Genomic DNA, 20,082 nt, shown 5'->3' on the forward strand with positions numbered 1-20,082 from the left:
TCGCTAGGCCGTTCGCAGGAAGCGGCTCAGAACCCGGGCGCCGAACTGCAGACCCTCGACGGGAACCCGTTCGTCCACGCCGTGGAACATCGCCCCGTAGTCGTAGCCCTCGGTCAGCTTCAGGGGCGAGAAGCCGTATCCGGTGATACCGAGCCGGGAGAACTGCTTGGCGTCCGTGCCGCCCGACATACAGAACGGAAGGACATGTCCGTCCGGCTCGAACTCCTCCAGGGCCGCGCGCATCCTCCGGAATGTGGGCGAGTCGACGGGCGCTTCCAGGGCGACCTCCCGGTGGTGGAACTCCCAGTCGACATCGGGTCCGGTCAGCTCATCGAGGGTCTGCCGGAACTCCTCCTCGCCGCCCGGCAGGAACCGTCCGTCGACATGGGCCACGGCCTCACCGGGGATCACGTTGATCTTGTAGCCGGCCTGCAGCATCGTCGGGTTGGTGCTGTTGCGCACGGTCGGCTCGACCAGGGCCGCGGCCCGGCCCAGCTTGTCCATCAGCGCGTCCACGTCGAAGTCCCGTGCGTGCACATCGGTCTCGACGCCGTGCAGCCTCGCCAGTTCGGCGAGCGCCGCGCGCACGGTCGAGGTCAGCCGCACCGGCCACTCGTACTCGCCGATCCGGGAGATCGCCTGCGCCAGATGGGTGACCGCATTGGCCCGGTTGACCTTGGAGCCGTGACCGGCCCGGCCGCGGGCGGTGAGCTTCAGCCAGCCCGTGCCGCGCTCCCCCGCGCCGATCGGATAGAGCGACATGCCCGGGGCCGCGTGGAAGGTGAAGGCTCCGGACTCGCTGATCCCCTCCGTGCACCCCTCGAAGAGGCTCGCGTGCCGCTCGGCGAGGAACTCGGAGCCGTCCTTGGCGCTCGCCTCCTCATCGGCGGTGAAGGCGATGACCACGTCCCGCCGGGGCCTGATGCCCTCACGGGCCCAGGAGCGGACCACGGCGAGCATCATCGCGTCCATGTTCTTCATGTCGACCGCGCCACGGCCCCAGACCACCCCGTCGCGGATCTCCCCGGAGAACGGGTCGACCTGCCAGTCCCGGGCCTCGGCGGGCACGACGTCGAGATGCCCGTGCACCAGGAGCGCTTCCGCCGAGGGGTCGGTGCCCTCGATACGGGCGACGACGTTCGTCCGCCCCGGTGTGCGCTCGAGGAGCACCGGGGCGAGCCCGGCGCCCGCGAGCATCTCGGCTGCGTACTCCGCGGCGGGCCGCTCGCGGCAGTCGCCGCCGCCCCGGTTGGTGGTGTCGATGCGGATGAGCTCGGAGGTGAAGCGCACCACCTCGTCGAGCGCGGTCGCGTCGACCCCACCGTCCCTGCTGCCTACGCCGCCCGCGCCTTCCACGCCGACACCGACGTCCGCGCCGCCCATCCCGTCCGTCCCGCCCGTCCCGTCCGTCAACTGTGTGCTGTGCTCAGCCATACTGCTCCTCGACCGCGGCGGAGACGACGGTGGTGACCGCCTTGAACGTACGAATGCCCTCATACATGTCCGGGCTGGTGTAGGCGACCTTGCGCTCTCCGGCGCGCCGGACTCCCGGCACGATGGTGGCCGCCTGCGACAGATGCTCGGCGTCGAACTCCAGCTCGATGGTGAACGGCCCGCCGCACACCGGCTCATGACGCACCGCCAGGGCGGCGGCCTCCTTGGCGGCCGCCCGGATGTCGGCCGCGGTCCGCGCCGGGGTACGGCAGACGGCCGCGTACCGCGAGACGTGGTCCTTCACGGCGACCTTCAGCGCGCCCGGCGCATAGCCGAGCGCGTCCTCGCAGGTGAGATCGTCGCCCGTGACGAGGACGACGGGGACACCGAACTCGGCGACCACATGCGAGTTGAGCAGGCCCTCGCTCGCCCGCACCCCGTCCACCCACACCCCGGTGATGGAGTTCGCGAGATAGGTGTGCGCGAGCACCCCCTCCGTGCCCGCGCCCGTGTGGTAGCCGACGAACGCGATCCCGTCCACGTCCCCGTGCTGCACGCCCTCCACCATGCTCAGCGACTTGTGCCGGCCGGTCAGCATCTGGGCCCGGTCGTCGAGCTGCTCCAGGAGCAGATTGCGCATCGACCAGTGCGCCTCGTTGATGAGCACCTCATCGGCGCCGCCGTCGAAGAAGCCGAGCACCGCGGCGTTCACATCCGAGGTGAACAGGGAACGGCAGCGCTCCCACTGCTCATGCCCAGGCAGCACGTCGGCAGGCCAGGTCACGCCGGTGGCGCCTTCCATGTCGGCGCTGATGAGGATCTTCATGCCGAAGACCGTACGCGCTCGGCCGCGAGGCCCACCAGCCCTGTGGACAACTGTCGCCGGACTGGACCTCTGGGCTTTCCACAGGGGTTGACGTGCTCACCCTGCCGATCCCAGCGGCCTTCCGTCCTTCCCGTGCCGTACCGCGATCGTCTCCGCGACGACCGCCACCGCCACCTCCTCGGGCGTGCGCCCGCCGAGGTCCAGCCCAATGGGTGAGCGCAGCCGTGCCAGGGCTTCCTCCTCGACGCCCGCCTCCCGCAGTCGCCGCTCCCGGTCCTCGTGCGTGCGCCGCGATCCCAGCGCGCCCACGTAGGCGACGGGCAGCCGTAGCGCCAGTTCGAGCAGCGGCACGTCGAATTTGGCGTCATGGGTGAGCACGCACAGCACGGTCCGGCCGTCGACCGGAGTGCGGGCCAGGTACCGGTGCGGCCAGTCGACCACGATCGTGTCGGCCTCCGGAAAGCGGGCCCGCGTGGTGAACACCTCGCGGGCATCGCACACGGTCACGTGGTAGCCGAGGAATTTACCCGCCCGCACCAGGGCCGCCGCGAAGTCGATCGAGCCGAACACGATCATCCGCGGCGGCGGCAGGCTGGACTCCACGAAGACGGTCAGCCCGCCGGGGCAGCGCGAGCCGTCCTCGGACAGTTCCACGGTGCCGGTGCGTCCCGTGCCGAGGAGCGCCCCGGCCTCCTCGGCGACGGTACGCGCGAGCGCGCCACCGACGTCCCGCACGCCACCGACGTCCCGCGCGCCGTCTGCGTCCCATGCACCGCCCGCGTCCCATGCACCGCCCGCCTCGGGCGCATCGTCGGCGCCCCGCGCCCCCTCGCTCCCGCCCCGGACAACGAGCGTCCCCTCGTACGTCCCGTCCGTCCGTACCACCAGTGCCCGCCCCACCAGCCCTCGCGGCCCGCGCAGTACCCGGGCGAGCGCCACGCCCTCCTCCTGCCCGGCCGCCTCGACGGCGGCGGCGAAGCTGGGGCGTTCCCGGGCCTCGGCCCCGACGGGGGTGACCAGGATGTCGATCACCCCGCCGCAGCTGAGCCCCACCGCGAAGGCGTCCTCGTCGCTGTAGCCGAACCGTTCGAGCACGGGCTCGCCGTCCTCCAGCGCCTGCGCACAGAGTTCGTAGACGGCGCCCTCCACGCAGCCGCCGGAGACGGAGCCGATGACCGTGCCGTCGCAGTCCACGGCGAGTGCTGCTCCGGGCCCGCGAGGCGCGCTGCCGCTCGCAGCGACGACCGTGGCGACGGCGAAGGAGCGTCCCTCGGCCAGCCACCCGGTCAACTGTGCGGCGATGTCCAGCATCGGCACCAGCCTCGGTCGGGTACGCCACGAGCGCCGCTGAAGGGCGGACGTCGGGCGCCGCTCAGCGGCAGGACGGACGGCTGTCCGTCCTCTCCAACGTATACCGGACAGCCGTCCGCTTCTCGCCGCGATCGCGTGCTCCGGGAAGGCGCCGCTACGCCCGCCCCACCACCAGCCATCTGGACGGCAGCTCGATCCGCTCCCCGTCCGCCGTGAAGTCCGTCGTGACCAGCGGCATCTCCCCGCTCGCCAGGACGTCGAGCCCGGCCGCCGCGAACAGGCCGGGCACGCTGGCGTCGGCGACCTCGACCGGTGTGATTCCGTGTTGGAGCACCGGGAGCAGCTTGGGCGGCGGTCCTTGGGGGCTCTGCGCGAGGCCCATCATGATCGGCCCCGCCTTTTCGGAGGGCTCGACGATGAAGGCGCGCCCGCGGGCGCCGAGCAGGGCGGCGACGGATTCGGCCAGCGGGCGCCGGTCGGCGGGTTCGCACTGGTGCAGTACGCCCCGCATGTAGATGTGGGCGTCGCCGAGCTCGTCGTGCAGTTCCGCGACGGCGTCGGCGTCGACGGCGTCCAGCTGCCGGTACTCCGCGCGTCCGATGGTCTCGGGTACGGCCCGGTCGGCGTGTTCGGCGTGCTCGATCGCCGCCGGCGAGAGGTCGGCGCCGATGACTCTCGGGAAGCGGTCGGCGAGGAACCGGGTCTGGGTGCCGTTCCCGCAGCCGAGGTCGATCATCGGCAGCTCGGCTGCCCCCAAGTACGGTTCGGCCAGGGCCAGATGGCGTACCGCGGTGTCCTCGGGGTCCGCGTCCCAGAAGACCGCGCCCTGCTCCTCCGGCGCTTCGCGCCAGAAGCCCTCCCACGCATCCTTGTACCGGCTCGTCACACTCATGACCGACTCTCCCCAGGTTGTCACATGTAGAGATCGGTTTACCCTCGGCGAGGGTATGCGGACAAGCCCCGGCGCGATCCTTCACCGATCGTTCGAGCCGTTTGCGCCCTGCGCGCGCCTTCGCACGCCCCTCTGCGCCGCCCAACGGCCGCTCGGCGCCGCCGTGTCGGCGCCACGGCTTGGCCAGGGACCGCCGTACTCAGCGCCGCTTTCTCGGCAACGCCAGCTCGAACCATACGGACTTGCCCGCCGCGGTCCGGCTCGCACCCCACTCCCGCGCGAGGCGCTCGACGACGCCCAGACCGCGTCCGGCCTCGTCCTCGGGCCCGGCGCTGCGCAGTGTCGGCAGGGTGTGGTCGGCGTCGACGATCTCGCCGAGCAGGACGTCGGTGCGGACCAGACGCAGTTCGACCGGCAGGCCGTGTGCCGCATGCCGTACGGCATTGGTGACCAGCTCGGAGACGAGCAGTTCGGCGGTGTCGGCGACGGGTGCCGATGCAAGGCCCCAGGCCGCCAGCTGTTCGCGCACCAGGCGCCGCGCGCGGCGCACTTCGCCCGGCTCGGCGGCGAGCTGCCAGTGGGCGACGTCCTCGCCGGTCACCCCGTTGAGGCGGGCCATCAGGAGTGCGACATCGTCCTTGCGGCCGCCGCGGGTGTTGAGCGCGCGGATGATGGTGTCGCAGGCGTCGTCCATGGAGGCGGCGGGGTGCGCGGCCGATTCGCAGAGGGTCGCGAGTCCTACGCCGATGTCCTCGCCGCGCATCTCGACCAGGCCGTCCGTGCACATCACGAGCCGGTCGCCGGGCTCCACCGGCACCCGAACGGTCTCGAAGGGCACTCCCCCGACGCCGATCGGCGCTCCGGTGGGCAGGTCGAGCAGGTCGCTGCGGCCGTCCTCGGCGCGTACGACGACGGGTGGGATGTGCCCGGCGTTGGCGATCTGCAGCTCTCCGGCGATCGGGTCGTACACGGCGTACAGGCAGGTGGCGAGGTACTGGTCGCCGAGGCGCTGGGCGAGGTCGTCGAGGTTGCGCAGGAGCTGCGCGGGCGGCAGGTCGAGGGCCGCCATGGTCTGTACGGCGGTCCTGAGCTGGCCCATCATCGCGGCCGAGTTGAGCCCGTGGCCCATCACGTCGCCGACGACGAGCGCGGTGCGCGAGCCGGGCAGCTTCACGGAGTCGAACCAGTCGCCGCCGACCCGCCCGAGCAGGGTGCCCGGCAGGTAGCGGGTGGCGATGTCGCAGCCGGCCATGCGCGGGGCGATGTGCGGCAGCATCGAGTCCTGGAGGGTCTCGGCGACGCTCTCCTGGTACGTGTACATGCGCGCGTTGTCGAGCACGAGCCCCGCTCGGGCGGCGAGTTCGGCGCCGGTGACCCGGTCCATGTCGTTGAAGACCGGCCGCTCCGGGTGGCGCAGCAGGATCATGAAGCCGAGCACCACATTGCGGGCCTTGAGCGGGACGACCAGCATGGAGCGGTTGTTGATCAGCGGCCGGATGTCCCGCTTCTCGAACTGGGCCGCGATCTTGGTGCCCATCTCCTCGCTGATCCGGGGCACGAGGACGGGCTGACCGGTGGTCATGCACTGGAAGAACGGGGTGTGCACGGGGAACGGCATGGCCTCGCCGACCGGCACCACATCGTCCCAGCGGCCGGGCTCGTCGGTGTGTTCGACGGCGACGCGGTGCCACATGGTGGTGGCGTCCGGCGCCCCGTCGGGGAAGCCCTCGCCGGCGACGACCTGTTCGCGCAGATACGTGCCGGCGACATCGGTGAACCGGGGTACGACGGCGCGGCTCACCTCGATGATGGTCTGTGCCAGGTCGAGGGAGGTGCCGATACGCCCGGAGACCTCGTTGAGGAACTCCAGGTGTTCGCGTACGGCCGCGTATTCGAGGTCGTCCTCGCTTTCCTCGGGCGCCTGGCGCGGTCCGGGGATCACGCCCTGCCGCGGGGCGCGGCGGCGCCGGGCCTTGCGCTCCTCGCGGCGCGGCACTCCCCAGTCGGGTGTGACGGGGACGCGGTCGCTCTGGCTGAACTCCAGGACGGGATACCCCAGTTCGAGTACCTGGGAGACGATGCGGGAGCTCTCTCCGACGCTCATGCTCGGCAGGATCTCGGGCAGTCGGCGGGCCAGCTCCTCGCTGCCGTCGAACTCCGTGTGCAGGGCGAATCCGGGCGCGATCCGCTCGACGACGCTCTCGTCCTCGTCAAGGTGCAGCCCCGCCGCATCGGCAGCGAGCACGAGCAGCCGCTCGGGTCCCGGGCCGACCAGCGGATACGCCCACCAGAGCACGTCGATGCGCTGCCCGCCCTGCTCGCCGAGGCGGGCGCGGCCGGCGGCCGGGTAGGAGGTGTGGCCGCCGAGGGAGGACTCCAGGTCGTGGCCCAGCTCGTGGAACGCGTCAAAAGCGCCGTGGGCACCGCCGCCCTGCTCCGCGTGGGCACCGGCGGGCGGCTCCCCATGGACACCCGCACCCGGCTCCGCGTAGGCGCGGCCGTCCGGCTGGTCGGGGAGTGCGCCGGAGACCGGCAGCAGGTCCCCGACCGGGTGACCCACGGCCTCCTCACGAGGGTGGCCGAAGAGTTTGCGCGCGCCGGTGCTCCAGTGCGAGACGAGACCCGCACCGTCCACCACGACCACCGCGAGCGGGATCCGGCCGGTGACGGCCTGCTGACCCTCGGGCCCCTCGCCACTGCGGTGCCCGGCATCGCGTCCGCTGTGCTCTCCGGGCCCCTGCAGGGGATCCCTGGACCGGTCCATCGTCTGGGCTCCCCTCCCTTCCCGCCGACGCCGTGCGGCGCCGAAGATCCGTGCCGACATCAACCACGGTACGGCCAGGGCGCCTCGCGATGTGCGGCAACGGGGAAATAGGGGCGCACGCGCCCCCCGGGATCCGCTGCCGTCCGCTGCCCCCGACTGCCCCCGACTGCGGTCGGTTCTGCCCGGAGGAGGGGCCGACACAGCGGAAGGCGCCGTCGAGCCGGGTCTCGCGCGCTGCACGCTCACCGGGGCGCGACGGCACCTCCGCGGACGGGAACCACCCGAAGCAGTGACTTGGGCAACTACCCTTTCGGGTGGGTCAGTCGGCGCGCCGTACACGGTTGGGCACCGCTCCTGCACGCCCTGCGGGTGCGTCCCGCTCAGGCCGCGGGCTGCTCCATCTCGGTGGCGAGCTTGGCGAGTACGGCGTCGTAGATCCGGCCGAGTCCCTTGGGCGCGAAGGTCTTCTCGAAGAAGCCGCCGATGCCGCCCGCGCCGTTCCACACGGTCCGCACGACGACCCGCGCCTTGCCCTCGCCGGCCGGGGTGACGGTCCAGGTGGTCACCATCGAGGAGTTGCGGTCCTCCTCGACCAGCTGCCCGTCGGTGGGCTCGTCGACCTCGAGGAGGCAGTCGCGGACGCGCTTGCTGGTGGCCTGCAGCTTCCAGTGCACGAGGGTGCCCTTGCCGTCGCCGCCCTCTCGCACCTCGTACTCGCTGAAGTGCTCGGGCAGCAGCTTCGCGCGCGTACCGCTGTAGTCGGCGAGCGCATCGAAGACATCGTCCGGCTCCGCCGCGATGATCCGCTCGGTCACGGCTTCGACCTGGGCCATGGTCTTTCCTCCACTGCTGCGTCACGGGGGTGTCCCCGGCCGATTCGTCCGGGGCACCCCATTGTGTCGCGCGACGCACACGCAGCGGTACGCGGGTGGGCAACACCGCGAGGCGGCCTTGACAGGGAGCACGGGGCCGCACCAGCGGCGTCACCAGGCCCTCGACACGCCGCCGGGCCTCCGATCGGCTCCACCTCGCACGATCAAGGGAACGTATGTTCTATTCTCTGTGCGCACTTCACCGCATGGCGCCGTTGAGCCCGGGAGGGCCGATGCTCAGCATTTCGAACGCGGACAAGGCCTGGAAAGGCATGACGAAGTCGTTCCCGGCTCCGGAGGCGCCGTCCCGGCACGCCGCCCCGGGCGAAGCAGAGCGAACGGCTTACGCCGTACTGCTGCATGGACCGGCCGCGCGCCCGGGCGGCGCGGACGCGAGTCAGTGGCTGCTACTGCGCGACCGCACGGCGAAGTCGCCCAGGACGCCGTCGAGTCAGTCCTGCACCGCCGACGATCCGGGACCGCGGAGCAACGGCTGACGGCTGACGGCTGACGGCTGACGGCTGACGGCTGACGGCTCAGTCATTTCAGCAGTGCGTTGGCCACCGCGATGAGCACGCCGAGTGCCGCGTCTCCCGTTCCGACGAGCAGGGCGGAACGGCGAGCGTAGCCCGCGGAGACTGCACCCCAGGCGCCCCAACAGAACAGGAGCAGTGTGTTCACGGCGAGGCCGATGGCCGTGGTGAGCGGCTCATCCCAGTGGCCGACCCCCGCCAGAACCAGGAGCAGCACGGTGGGAAGGGTGGCCGCCGCAAGCGGCCACTCGCCCACGATCGCGTTGCCCAGTCCCTGCCACCGGCGGGCGACCGCGCCGCCTCGTCGCCGGAGTGCGGACATGTGGTGCGCGTAGCCGTGGGCCAGCACGGAGGCGAAGGCAGTGACCGCGATCCACGCGGCGTCATCGAACGGTGTGTACACCTGGCCTTCCGAGTGCAGCGCCGCCAGCAGGGCACTGGCCTGCACCAGTCCGTAGACCACACCGAATGTCGCACGCGGCTGCAAGATCGACTCCAGACATCTCCTCGGCGGCCTCGTGATCCGGCAGGCACCGGCTCACCGCCTTGCCGCACCCGAGAACGGGGATGGCGCTCTCGTCGCGCGAAGCGCCCTGGGCCGGGTACGGATCCGGGGACACCTTGCACGAAATCGTCCATTAATAGCAAATCGTTACTAATTGCCCCGCTCTTGCCATGAAGGGCAGGGAAGAGAGGTCGGGCGCCCGCGAAGCCACGGAGGTCAGGCCCAGCAGGCATTCGAGCCGTGGCCCGTGCGCACGGCGCGGAATCCATGGCCCGTCAGCAGGGCGAGGCGGGCCCGTCGGCGGCGGGCCAGCCTTCCGGCTCGAAGAAGGGCATGGCCGCGTGGTGCGGCGCGGCCAGGTCGGCGAGCAGCACCATGAGGCCGAGGTCGCCCTTGTAGAGACTCAGCCGCTGAGCCCGGCTCGGGCCGGGAGCGCGCAGTGCATACGCCGCGAGGGCCCAGGCGCCGTCGAGCCACACGTCGTCTCCCGTGGCGCGGTACAGGGCGAGAAGGCTGTAGGCGCGCCCGGCGAGCCCGCAGCACAGCGAGCGGTCGGTTCCCCCGCCGACCAGCGCCGACCGGGCCGCCCCCACGGCCACGTCGAGGAGTCGGGCGCGGCCGGTGACCTCGGCCGCGAGCGTCCACAGAAACGCATGGCCCGCGCTGCCGTGGCACCAGCCCTGCATCGACACATCCTCCGTCTCCGGGGCCGCGCTCACCGGCCAGCGCAGACGATCGCCGTCGCGGCGGGCCAGCGCGTACAACTCGTCGAGACGGTCGTGGACGACACCGGGCACGGGGCTCCGCGTCGCCTGGCACCAGCGCAGGAGTGCATACAGCGCGCCCGCCCATCCGTGCGCGATGCCCAGGTACCGCCAGGGGGCCGACTCGTCGCCCATGGCGGCCGGGTGCTCGAGTTCGGCTACGAGCTCCGGCCGCAGGGCGGACCCTGCGGCTTCGGCCGCGGGGTTCCGGGTGGCTTCGAGCAGGAGGGCGGCCGCCAGGAGAGCACCGGCCCTGCCCAGGGTGAGGTCGGCCGAGTCGCACGGTGCCTGGACGGCCGCGGCGAACGAGCGGACACCGCTGTCCTCCGCCGTCGGATCGAGACCGGCGTGGTCCAGGAGGGCGCGGACGGCATGAACGCCGCTCACCGTGTGAAACGGACTCACCGCGCCGACCGTCTCGGGAGTGATGTCCAGTTCGGGGTTCGCGAACGCGTCCGGCCGGTCCATCTGGTGGAGGGCTCGCAGCGACCAGTAGTCGGCGGACGCGAGCAACGACGGTGACTGCCCGGCGAGGGCCATGCGGTACAGCCCGTACGAGATGCCCGCCGCCCCGTAGTTCAGCGAGGCGCTCGGCCCGGCCAGGTCCTGCGCGCGGGCCGCGCCGCCGATGTCGAGATCCGCGGTGAACTCCCGTAGGACCACTTCTCGTCGGCGGCCCGTCTCGGTGCGCAGGAAGTCCCATGTCGAACCCGTGTCAGCGCTCACCCCGTCGAGAGCGTCGGCGAGGCGCGTGAGGGAGGGGAACCGCTCGCCGGGCTCCTTGCGCAACGCCCGCCGCAGCACGTTCTCCAGACCCGGCCAGGGCGCCACCCCCCGCCGCGCGAACGGCAGCGGCGGGTCCTCGGCGATCTGCCGGAACATCTCCCGCCGCTCGAGGGAGAATTCACGGTACGGGGTGCCGCTCACGAGGTAGTAGAGCAACGCCGCCAGCGAGTACTGCTCGGCCGCAGCCGACACCGGCGGGGGCGGCCGTGATTCCAGTGCCGCCGTGACGTATCCGGGGTCGAGGAACGGGCCGATGCCCCCGCGCGGAGCCGCACCCGGCTCGCCGCCCGGCTCGCCGCCGGGAACGTCACCCGGTCCACCTTCGCGCTCGTCGCCCCGTTCGCCGCCGGGCAGGGCGGCCGGCCCGTCTCCCGGCACGGCGGCCAGCCCGAAGTCGATGATGGTGATCTCACCGCTGCCCGTGGCGTCCACCAGCACGTTGTTCGGGTGTACGTCACCGTGTACGACACCGGCCTCGTGCACCCTCGCGAACGCCCGGGCGACGGCACGTACCAGCGCCAGCAGGCCGGGTCTGTCCTCGCCGGTGGAGCGTTCCCGCAGTGCTCGCGCCGCCGTCTCGCTGTCGACGCCCGGACACCACGCGGTCACCAGATACGGCCTCCCGTCCAGCAGGCCGGATCCGAGGCAGCGTGGGCTCACCTTCGCGTCCAGCAGCTCCAGGACCCGGGCCTCGCGTCGCAGTGCCGCCGCGGCCGGGGACTTCGGCGCGCGTGCGAGTTTGAGTGCCGCCCTGGTGCCCGCGCCGCTCACCTCGTAGACCTCGGTGTCCTCGACCAGGTGCACACACCGGATGACGGAGAAGCCGTGGACCACATCCCCTGTCTCCAGGGTGGCGCCGACGGCGGCGGCAAGGTCGGTGTCCGGGGGCACCAGGTCGTGCACGGCGATCAGGCGGGAGAGCACGGGCAGGGATTCGTCGAGCACGGTCCCCGGATCGGCACCACGCGGGAGGCTGTAGCGAAGGATCGCCTCGACGATGGTCGCCGGCTGCCGGAAGAGCCCGATCAGAGCCGCCGTATCGGCGTCCACCAGGCTGGACGGGGTACGTGAGTACCGGCGCGTGACGGCGTAGGCATCGTCGTCGTCGAGTCGTCCCCGGATGTCGTCGGGCAGGTCGCGGACGGGGACGACGTCCACGTCCGGCCGCAGGACGAACGGGTCGGCCGCCTTCACCTGCGTCCCCCTCGCCGTGCCGGCTCCCGAAGTCCGCTCGCCGGACCCGCCAGGTCACCAGCCGGACCCGCCAGGTCACCAGCCGAACCCGCCAGGCCGCTCGCCGGGGCCCACAGGTCGCTCGCCGGATGCCAGGTGGCCGGGTCGACGCCGTCACAGCGAACGCGCATCAGGGCGAATCTCCACGCGTCGGCGCCGACGCCGAGGTTCTGGGCCCGGACGAGTGCCGAGGCGAGCCGTCCGCTGAGCCAGGACCGCCAGCTGTGCCGGGGCAGCGACGCATCGCCTCGCTCGTCCGGCGGGTCGACACCCCACGACAGCAGTACGCGCTCGGATTCGAACCGGGCCGCGAACGGAACGCCCTGGCCCGGCAGTCCGTCGAGCCGGTCGGCGAGTACTGCGGCCAGCCGGTGCAGTTCACCGGGCGAGGCCAAGTACAGGACGATCTTGTCAGGACGCAGCAGGCCACGCGGTGTCCGTACCGCCTTCAGCCAAACCCGTACACCGCCTGCACCGCCTGCACCACGCGCGCCACGCGCGCCACGCGTATCGCCCATGTCGTCCCGCACGGCGTCCGTTCCGCTTGTATCGCTGTCGAGCAGGGCCGTGACGACCAGGGCGAGACAGCGGGATGTCATGTCCGGCCGGGGGCTCACGTAGAGCTTGTACTGGGGCCCGGCCGCCCTGCCCGCGCCGTGTTCGTCGAGCGGACGCCACAGCGACCAGACGTCGGCCGCCGGCGGCGCCGCCACGCGACGCCAGCGCCGCCCGAGCCGGCCCCGCGTCCGCCCGGAGGGGTGCAGCCCCAAGTGGCGCTCGGTCGCCTCCGGGTCCGGAAACCGGGCGAGCCAACCAGGCGTGAGGGGAACGGAGTTGGCTGTGTAGAGGCGGACAGCGAGCGCTTCCGGGTCCGTCAGTCCGAGCCCGGCGGCGCTTCGCAGCGCGGCCTTGGACAGGGGATCCGTATCCACCGGCGTACCCCCCGCGCGGTCACGGTTCACGATCTCCCGGTAAGCCGCGGCACCCGAGACGAACGACCGCCCGAACTCGATCTCCACGATCCCGTCGAGCACAAGCCCGATCAACTCCTCGAACCCGGAGGTGGCCGCGTCGAACCCGGAGGTGGCCGCGAGCGACCGGCTCAACTCGGCGTAGGAGCGGGGTTCTCGGAGCAGTGCCACGGCGCGGGCCGTCGCCTCGCACACGACCTTGGGCGACCTCGCGCCCGAGTCCGTCGGCAGCAGCAGCGCGCCGATGTCGAGGTCGGGGTTCGCCCTGGTGACGAGCGTGCGCTCAGCCCCGGACAGTTCGGCCGGTGTCAGCACACGACAGTGGGAACCGACCCTCATCCTGCACCCCGCGAGGTCACCCCATGCGCCACCGTCCACGCCCACCACCTCGAAACCCGGGTCACCCCTCCTGGTCTTCTTCGAGCTCCGTGCGCCGCACCCGCAGCTCTTCCAGAGCCTCGGTCAGCTTGCTCTCCAGGTCGTCGACTTCGGCCAGGGTCCGCGGCCGCAGCTCCGCCTCGCGTTCGGTCAGCCGTGTCTCGACATGCCGGAGCTCGCGGCCCAGCTCGGTCTTCAGGATCTCCAGGTCCTCGGCCGAGAAGAAGTCCAGCGGCCCGGTGTTCGTGATGGCCGGATGGCACGGCGTGAGACCGCAGTCGCTCACCGGCGGACATCCGTCGGTCAGCCGCAACGAGCACACCGCGCAGCCGTGGGTGATACCCCCGCACGGCGGATCGAGGATGATGGTCCAGCCGCACGAATTGTTCGGACAGTACGAGTTCAGTGGGCATCCGGCGCGTGCTCGCGGGTCCGCCCCGCTCACGTCGATCATCAGATCCCGGATCTTGAAGCGGCCCATGGCTCTCACCACCTCTTTTCAGGATCACATGGGCGCCCATGACCGGCAAGGCGGGAGCCTGACACCCGGCCTCGCCTCCTCCAGAGGGTTCCAGGGGTTCGAGCGTCCGGAGTGTGCACCGTTCTTCGGCGACACGCCCGAGCGGCTCCGCGCGACCCTGCGCGCGATGGCGCCGCCTGCGCCACCTCGATGCCCCCACTCGTACTCCATCTGCGCCCGGGTACGGGCGAGTGGCGCATGACCCGGCTGGAGCAGCAACACCCGTATCTCATACGACGATACGAGCTCCTCCAGGCCGAAGAGGCGTACGCGCCGCGGTGGCGCAGGCAGTGGATCCTCCGTCATGTCCACGCGCCGGCAACGGAGTTCGGGATCGGGACCGCTTCAACGGCCGCCGCCCACGGACTCGAAGGGCCGCCTCGTCACCGCTGCCCCGTGTACCCCATCGGCCGCTTCCGTCCCAGTCGGCGCGGCTCACACTTCTGTGACTGTTCCCCCTCGATTTCGTCAACTCCCCGCAGAATTTGTCCTTCCGGGATCAATTTCCGGGACGATACCGCGTGGACTGTGGCATCCACGGTCCACAGCCGGGTCGCGGGAGGCGGCCCGGACGTTCCGGACCGGGAGGTCGGATGAGAACACGCTCCGTCGCTTTGTGCGGTGTCGCCGCGATGGTGGGAGGACTGCTCGGCGCGGTCCCCTCCGCCGCGGGGGCACCGCAGGCCGATCGGGCGCCTGCCGCACGCACCACCGCACTCGACTGGAAGGACTGCTCCACCGAGAGATATCCGAGTCTGCAGTGCTCCTCGCTCGAGGTCCCGCTCGATCACGAGCGGCCCGACGGCGAGCAGATCACCCTGGCGCTGTCCCGGGTGCCGCACACCTCGGACGAGGCCTCGTACCAGGGCCCCCTGCTGGTCAACCCCGGCGGCCCCGGCGGCAGCGGGCTGAACCTGGCCGGCTATGTGGCCGGGGCGCTGCCCGAGGACGTGGCCTCGACCTACGACGTGATCGGCTTCGATCCGCGCGGTGTCGGCAAGAGCGAGCCCGCCCTCGACTGCAAGCCGGGCCACTTCGACCCGCCGCGGCCCGATTCGGTGCCCAGCACGCGCGGCATCGAGAAGGCGAACCTCAAGCGGGCCAAGGACTTCGCGAAGGCCTGCCGCAAGAAGTACGGCAAGCTGCTGCAGTACATCGACACGGTCAGCTCCGTGCGTGACATGGACAGGATCCGTGCGGCACTCGGCGCCGAGAAGATCAACTACTTCGGATACTCCTACGGTACGTATCTGGGCGCTGTGTACGCGAAGCTGTACCCGCAGCGGGTGCGGCGTGCCGTGCTCGACTCGGTGGTCGACCCGACGGGCACCTGGTACCGGGACAACCTCGACCAGGACTACGCCTTCGACGGCCGCCACAAGGCGTTCATGGCGTGGATCGCCGAGCACGACGCCTCGTACCGGCTGGGCACCGACCCGGCGGAGATCGAGGCCGAGTGGTACGCGATGCGTGCGGCGCTCGCGAAGAACCCGGCCGACGGGAGGGTCGGAGGCAGCGAGCTCGAGGACACCTTCCTCCCCGGCGGGTACTACAACGGGTACTGGCCGTACCTGGCCGAGGCCTTCGCGGCGTACGTCAACGAGAACGACACCGCGCCGCTGGTCGAGGCCTACGAGAACTTCGCCGCGGTCGACTCCGGCGGGGACAACGGCTTCTCGGTGTACGCGGCCGTCGAATGCCGGGACGCCTCCTGGCCCAAGCACTGGAAGCAGTGGCGGCAGGACATGTGGGAGGCGCACGACAAGGCGCCCTTCATGACGTGGAACAACGCCTGGTACAACGCGCAGTGCGCGTTCTGGCCCACGAAGTCCCTGGAGCCGGTGGACGTCACGAACGACGAGCTGCCGCCGGTGTTGCTGTTCCAGGCCACGGATGACGCGGCCACGCCGTACGGGGGCGCGGTGGTCGTCCACGAGAAGCTGGCGGGGTCGAGCCTGGTGGTCGAGCAGGGTGGCGGCAACCACGGGATCACGCTGAGCGGGAACGCGTGCCTGGACGGATACCTCGCGGACTACCTCGCCTCCGGCACCGTGCCACGTGGGGGCGGCGGTGTGGATGCCACATGCTCCGCGCTGCCGGAGCCTGAGCCGTTCCCGGCTACGGAGTCGGCGTCCGCGTCGGCTTCTTCCTCCGGGAGTGGGGCGACGTTGCACGGGCTGATCGGGTACCGGTCGTAGAACGGGTACGGGTGGGTGGGGGTACGGGTTCGCCTGCGGCGGGCCCCTTTCCCCTACCCATCCCCAAGCTCTCGACTTCTCCCCCAAGCTGATTCGAGCAGGGGGTCTCCCCTGAGCAGGGGAGACCCCACACTTCCCGAAACCGGGGCTCTGCCCCGGACCCCGCATCCGAACTCGTTCGGATCTGCTCAAGCGCCGCAGGGGCTGGAATGCTGAAGGGTGGCCGACATGGACGAGGCATGGCACGCGGTGGCGGAGCGGTTGCGGCATGAGGCGGGGGATGAGGATGCCGCCGAATTCGAGCGGCTGCGGGACGAGCGGGACCTGGACGCGCTGGCCCGGGTCCTGACCGAGCCGGACCGGCCGCTCTGGGCCCGCGAATTCGCCGCCCTGCGGCTGGGCAGGGCGGGTGACCATCGCGCCTTCGAGGCTCTGGTCCTCCTGCTCAACCACCGTGATCCGGAGCGCTGTTCGGCCGCCGCCCACGCGCTGGCGCGGCTCGGCGACCCCCGTACCGCCCGCGCGGCCGCCGCCCTCGCCACCAACGAGCTCCGCGTCGCCTACGCCCTCCACCCGGTCCGGCTGCTCACCGAACTGCGCGCACCGGAATCCGCGCCCGCCCTCATCACCGTTCTCGAACGCCGCCTCGCCTCCCCCGCCGACCCGTACTGGCGCGTGGCCCTCGCCTGCGTGGAAGGCCTCGGCGCCCTCGCGGACCCCCGTGCCGCACCCGCCCTCACCGCAGCCCGCGCCCACCCCCGCCTGGCCCCGGCGGCCACGGCAGCCCTGGCGCGCATCGCCCCGACCTGAGCCCGCCGGCGCGCCGCCCGGCTCTCCCCGCGCCCTCTTGGTTCTCCCCGCGCCCTCTTGGTTCTCCCCGCGCGCTCGTGATTCTCCGCATGAGCCCTTGGTTCTCCGCGTGAGGCAGCCCACAAACACCAGGGGCTGGCGCGCTCGTTACTCGCCGGTTAAGCTCAGACGAGCGGGTCACACCCCGCATCCACTCCCGTCGACCTGGTGACGCAGTCGGCGAGAGCTTGTCGGTTCGGTACATCTTCACGACGCGGCCCCGGGACAGGGCCCGTCGGATCCCACCGGTCCCGTGTTGTGCGCGCGGTCCGGATCAACCGGCCCCCGCCCGCGCGCGGCAGGCCGGACACCACGACACAACTCCCGTACGCCACACGCCCTTCGGCGAGAGCGCGTACGCCGCCCTCAGTCGTCACTCACCCTCTCTGGAGTCCTCGATGGACCGTCCCGAACCCACTCTGCGCACCATCGCCGTCATCGGACTCGGCACCATGGGCACCGGCATCGCCGAGGTGCTCGCCGGCGCCGGCCGCGAGGTCATCGGCATCGACATCAGCGAGGCCAGTGCCGTGCAGGCCGTCACCGCGCTGGAGACGTCCACCGAGCGCGCGGTGCAGCGCGAGCGCATCTCCCGCGAGGAGCGGGCCGGGCTGCTCGCCCGTTTCCGAACCTTCACCGAGCTCGCCGCCGCGGCCGAGGCCGACCTCGTCATCGAGGTGATCCCCGAGTCGTACGAGCTCAAGAGCGCGCTCTTTCGCGAGCTGGACACGATCGTGCGCCCGGACACCATCCTGGCCACCGGCACCAACGCCCTGTCCGTGACCCGGCTCGCCGCCGAGTCCACCCGGCCGGAGCGGGTCCTCGGGCTGCACTTCTTCAACCCCGCGCCCGCGATGAAGCTGGTCGAGGTGGTCTCCTCGGTGCTGACCGACCCGGCCTGCGTGGCCGCGGTCACCTCGCTCGCCCACGAGCTCGGCAAGGAGCCGGTCTCGGTCGGCGACCGGCCCGGATTCGTCGCGGACGGGCTGCTCTTCGGCTATCTCAACCAGGCCGCCGCCATGTACGAGGCGAACTACGCGAGCCGCGAGGACATCGATGCCGCGATGAGGTTGGGCTGCGGCCTCCCGATGGGTCCGCTCGCCCTGCTCGACCTGATCGGCATCGACACCGCCCGTACGGTCCTGGACGCGATGTACTCGGAGTCCCGGGACCGGCTGCACGCCCCGGCCCCGATCCTCAAGCAGCTGAGCGAGGCGGGCCTGACCGGGCGCAAGGCGGGCCGCGGCTTCTACACCTACGAGGCGCCGGGCAGCAGCGAGGTCGTGCGCGACGCCCTGACGCCGCTCCCGGACGCGGCGGCCGGTGGGAGCCGCGGTGTCGACTCCGTGGGGGTCGCGGGTTCCGGGACCATGGCCTCCGGGATCGCCGAGGTCTTCGCCAAGTCCGGCTACCGGGTCGTGCTGGCCGCCCGCAGCCAGGAGAAGGCGGAGAAGGCGAAGTCCCGTATCGCCAAGTCGCTTTCGCGCTCTGTCGACAAGGGACGGATGAGCGCCGAGGCGCGGGACGAGACGCTCGCCCGGATCACGCCCGCGGGCTCCTACGAGGCCTTCGCCGACGTCGACCTCGCGGTCGAGGCGGTCGCCGAGGACCTGGAGGTCAAGCAGCAACTGTTCGCCGCGCTCGACAAGGTCTGCAAGCCGGGTGCGGTGCTCGCCACCACCACCTCCTCGCTGCCCGTCGTCGCCTGCGCCCGCGCCACCTCGCGCCCGCAGGACGTGATCGGGATGCACTTCTTCAACCCGGCGCCCGCCATGAAGCTGGTCGAGGTGGTGCGGACGGTGCTGACCGCCGATGACGTGCACGCCACGGTCCGCGAGGTCTGCACGAAGATCCGCAAGCACCCGGTGGACTGCGGGGACCGGGCCGGCTTCATCGTGAACGCGCTGCTCTTCCCGTACCTGAACAACGCGGTCAAGATGGTCCAGGAGCACTACGCGAGCCTCGACGACATCGACACGGCGATGAAGCTCGGCGGCGGCTACCCGATGGGGCCCTTCGAGCTGCTCGACGTCGTCGGCCTCGATGTCTCGCTCGCGATCGAGAAGGTGCTCCACCGCGAGTTCCGCGACCCGGGCCTGGCCCCCGCGCCGCTCCTGGAGCACCTGGTCGCCGCGGGCTGTCTCGGCCGTAAGACGGGCCGCGGCTTCCGCGAATATGCCCGGCGCTGAGAAGCCGTCGTCGACGGCTTCCGAGGTCGGTACCGACTGGGGCGGGCTGCTCGATCCGGCCGGGAATCCGCCCTCCGGGCGCCCTGGTGCGGGGGCCGCTCACCGAGCGGCCCCCGTGCAGCCTCACCCATCTCCCGCGCAGCGGACCGAGCCCATGCAGTACGTTCGGTCCATGCCCAGTACCGCCAACACGCCCAGGTCCGCCTCCGCAGCGGACGCGCCGGAAACGCCCGCAGGCAGTCGTGCCGCCGCCCAGCGGCTGAAGATGCGCAGGGAGCTCGCGGCCGCGGCGATGGAGCTGTTCGCGGCCAAGGGGTACGAGGCGACGACGGTCGACGAGATCGCGGCGCGGGCCGGGGTCGCGCGCCGCACCTTCTTCCGGCACTTCCGCTCCAAGGAAGAGGCGATCTTCCCGGACCACGACGACACCCTGGTCCGTGCGGAGGCGGTGCTGAACGCGGCACCACCGCACGAGAACCCGCTGGACACCGTGTGCCGCGGGATCAAGGAGGTCATGAAGATGTACGCCTCCTCGCCGGCCGTCTCCGTGGAGCGCTACCGCCTCACCCGCGAGGTGCCGACGCTGCGCGAGCGCGAGATCGCCTCGGTGGCGCGCTACGAGCGGCTGTTCACGCGCTATCTGCTCGGTCACTTCGACGAGCAGGCCCATCACGACGGCAGCGACGATCCGCTGCTGGCCGAGGTGGCGGCCTCGGCCGTGGTGACCGCGCACAACCACGTGCTGCGCCGCTGGCTGCGGGCGGGCGGCCAGGGCGATCTGGAGGGCACGCTCGGCCACGCCTTCGCGATCGTCCGCCGCACCTTCGGCACCGGCATCCTCGCCGGGCGTTCGTCCACGGGTTCCGCGCCCGCCGCCTCGGCCCGTACGGAGGGCGAGGTGCTCGTGACGGTGGCACGGACGGATGTGCCGCTGGACGAGGTGATGCGCACGATCGAGCGGGCGCTACGACCGGATACTGGCGAGTAACGTACGCCACATTCATCAGGCGGCCACCCTCCAAGGAGGGTGGCCGCTTTCACGTTTCCGCAGGTCAGA

15 protein-coding genes are annotated in these 20,082 nt (G+C 71.6%); 5 read left to right on the top strand and 10 right to left on the bottom strand.

Annotated elements, in window-relative coordinates; genetic code table 11:
* Window positions 1-3: 3 nt before the first annotated feature.
* The 6 genes from ACLF6P_RS26675 to ACLF6P_RS26700 form a co-directional block, all read right to left on the bottom strand.
* A complete protein-coding gene (locus ACLF6P_RS26675; RefSeq protein WP_415953632.1) occupies window positions 4-1,434 on the bottom strand; it encodes a M20/M25/M40 family metallo-hydrolase in 1,431 nt (476 codons plus the stop codon).
* Entirely contained in the window at window positions 1,427-2,260 is an 834-nt protein-coding gene (locus tag ACLF6P_RS26680) for a M55 family metallopeptidase (RefSeq protein WP_415953634.1), read from the bottom strand. The genes ACLF6P_RS26675 and ACLF6P_RS26680 overlap by 8 nt, the downstream gene beginning before the upstream one ends.
* A gap of 96 nt (window positions 2,261-2,356) precedes the next feature.
* A complete protein-coding gene (locus tag ACLF6P_RS26685) occupies window positions 2,357-3,571 on the bottom strand; it encodes an XdhC family protein (protein ID WP_415953636.1) in 1,215 nt (404 codons plus the stop codon).
* A gap of 154 nt (window positions 3,572-3,725) precedes the next feature.
* Complete coding sequence (locus tag ACLF6P_RS26690) at window positions 3,726-4,463, bottom strand: class I SAM-dependent methyltransferase (protein WP_415953637.1); 738 nt, start codon at window positions 4,461-4,463, stop codon at window positions 3,726-3,728.
* A 199-nt stretch (window positions 4,464-4,662) separates the two neighbouring features.
* Window positions 4,663-7,227, bottom strand: a complete 2,565-nt coding sequence (locus tag ACLF6P_RS26695; RefSeq protein ID WP_415953639.1) for a SpoIIE family protein phosphatase — start codon at window positions 7,225-7,227, stop codon at window positions 4,663-4,665.
* A 380-nt stretch (window positions 7,228-7,607) separates the two neighbouring features.
* Complete coding sequence (locus ACLF6P_RS26700) at window positions 7,608-8,060, bottom strand: SRPBCC family protein (RefSeq protein WP_415953641.1); 453 nt, start codon at window positions 8,058-8,060, stop codon at window positions 7,608-7,610.
* 272 nt (window positions 8,061-8,332) lie between these two features.
* Here ACLF6P_RS26700 and ACLF6P_RS26705 point away from each other — a divergent pair, with 272 nt between their 5' ends.
* Complete coding sequence (locus ACLF6P_RS26705; RefSeq protein ID WP_415953643.1) at window positions 8,333-8,596, top strand: hypothetical protein; 264 nt, start codon at window positions 8,333-8,335, stop codon at window positions 8,594-8,596.
* 43 nt (window positions 8,597-8,639) lie between these two features.
* On the opposite strand, the gene ACLF6P_RS26710 is transcribed toward ACLF6P_RS26705, so the two are convergent.
* The 4 genes from ACLF6P_RS26710 to ACLF6P_RS26725 all read right to left on the bottom strand — a co-directional run bounded on the left by ACLF6P_RS26710 (window position 8,640) and on the right by ACLF6P_RS26725 (window position 13,555).
* Window positions 8,640-9,119 (bottom strand): hypothetical protein, encoded by a 480-nt coding sequence (locus tag ACLF6P_RS26710; protein ID WP_415953645.1) that lies wholly within the window; start codon window positions 9,117-9,119, stop codon window positions 8,640-8,642.
* Between the two features lie 293 nt (window positions 9,120-9,412).
* On the bottom strand, window positions 9,413-11,881 hold the full coding sequence (locus ACLF6P_RS26715) for a lanthionine synthetase LanC family protein (RefSeq protein WP_415953646.1): 2,469 nt from the start codon (window positions 11,879-11,881) through the stop codon (window positions 9,413-9,415).
* Window positions 11,878-13,206, bottom strand: a complete 1,329-nt coding sequence (locus ACLF6P_RS26720) for a hypothetical protein (protein ID WP_415953648.1) — start codon at window positions 13,204-13,206, stop codon at window positions 11,878-11,880. Before ACLF6P_RS26720 ends, ACLF6P_RS26715 begins: the two co-directional genes overlap by 4 nt.
* 85 nt (window positions 13,207-13,291) lie before the next feature.
* Window positions 13,292-13,555: a hypothetical protein gene (locus ACLF6P_RS26725; RefSeq protein ID WP_415953649.1), complete on the bottom strand. Its 264-nt coding sequence runs from the start codon at window positions 13,553-13,555 to the stop codon at window positions 13,292-13,294.
* 827 nt (window positions 13,556-14,382) lie between these two features.
* Between ACLF6P_RS26725 and ACLF6P_RS26730 the strand changes: the two genes are divergently transcribed.
* The 4 genes from ACLF6P_RS26730 to ACLF6P_RS26745 all read left to right on the top strand — a co-directional run bounded on the left by ACLF6P_RS26730 (window position 14,383) and on the right by ACLF6P_RS26745 (window position 20,013).
* Window positions 14,383-15,987 (top strand): alpha/beta hydrolase, encoded by a 1,605-nt coding sequence (locus ACLF6P_RS26730; protein WP_415953651.1) that lies wholly within the window; start codon window positions 14,383-14,385, stop codon window positions 15,985-15,987.
* Window positions 15,988-16,215: 228 nt separating this feature from the next.
* Window positions 16,216-16,797: a HEAT repeat domain-containing protein gene (locus tag ACLF6P_RS26735; RefSeq protein ID WP_415953653.1), complete on the top strand. Its 582-nt coding sequence runs from the start codon at window positions 16,216-16,218 to the stop codon at window positions 16,795-16,797.
* A 437-nt stretch (window positions 16,798-17,234) separates the two neighbouring features.
* Window positions 17,235-19,025 carry a 3-hydroxyacyl-CoA dehydrogenase family protein gene (locus ACLF6P_RS26740; RefSeq protein ID WP_415953654.1) on the top strand — a complete coding sequence of 597 codons (1,791 nt, stop codon included), beginning with the start codon at window positions 17,235-17,237 and terminating at the stop codon, window positions 19,023-19,025.
* 172 nt (window positions 19,026-19,197) lie between these two features.
* Window positions 19,198-20,013, top strand: coding sequence for a TetR family transcriptional regulator (locus ACLF6P_RS26745; protein ID WP_415953656.1), 816 nt, complete (start codon window positions 19,198-19,200; stop codon window positions 20,011-20,013).
* Window positions 20,014-20,082 lie beyond the last annotated feature (69 nt).

Origin of the sequence: Streptomyces lothianensis, assembly GCF_047779955.1 — a bacterium.
In the GTDB taxonomy this organism is placed as follows: Bacteria; Actinomycetota; Actinomycetes; order Streptomycetales; family Streptomycetaceae; genus Streptomyces.

Coding starts and splice junctions, on each gene's coding strand:
- ACLF6P_RS26675 (WP_415953632.1), bottom strand. CDS start 1,434: ATGGCTGAGCACAGCACACAGTTGACGGACGGGACGGGCGGGACGGAC.
- ACLF6P_RS26680 (WP_415953634.1), bottom strand. CDS start 2,260: ATGAAGATCCTCATCAGCGCCGACATGGAAGGCGCCACCGGCGTGACC.
- ACLF6P_RS26685 (WP_415953636.1), bottom strand. CDS start 3,571: ATGCTGGACATCGCCGCACAGTTGACCGGGTGGCTGGCCGAGGGACGC.
- ACLF6P_RS26690 (WP_415953637.1), bottom strand. CDS start 4,463: ATGAGTGTGACGAGCCGGTACAAGGATGCGTGGGAGGGCTTCTGGCGC.
- ACLF6P_RS26695 (WP_415953639.1), bottom strand. CDS start 7,227: ATGGACCGGTCCAGGGATCCCCTGCAGGGGCCCGGAGAGCACAGCGGA.
- ACLF6P_RS26700 (WP_415953641.1), bottom strand. CDS start 8,060: ATGGCCCAGGTCGAAGCCGTGACCGAGCGGATCATCGCGGCGGAGCCG.
- ACLF6P_RS26705 (WP_415953643.1), top strand. CDS start 8,333: ATGCTCAGCATTTCGAACGCGGACAAGGCCTGGAAAGGCATGACGAAG.
- ACLF6P_RS26730 (WP_415953651.1), top strand. CDS start 14,383: ATGAGAACACGCTCCGTCGCTTTGTGCGGTGTCGCCGCGATGGTGGGA.
- ACLF6P_RS26735 (WP_415953653.1), top strand. CDS start 16,216: ATGGACGAGGCATGGCACGCGGTGGCGGAGCGGTTGCGGCATGAGGCG.
- ACLF6P_RS26740 (WP_415953654.1), top strand. CDS start 17,235: ATGGACCGTCCCGAACCCACTCTGCGCACCATCGCCGTCATCGGACTC.
- ACLF6P_RS26745 (WP_415953656.1), top strand. CDS start 19,198: ATGCCCAGTACCGCCAACACGCCCAGGTCCGCCTCCGCAGCGGACGCG.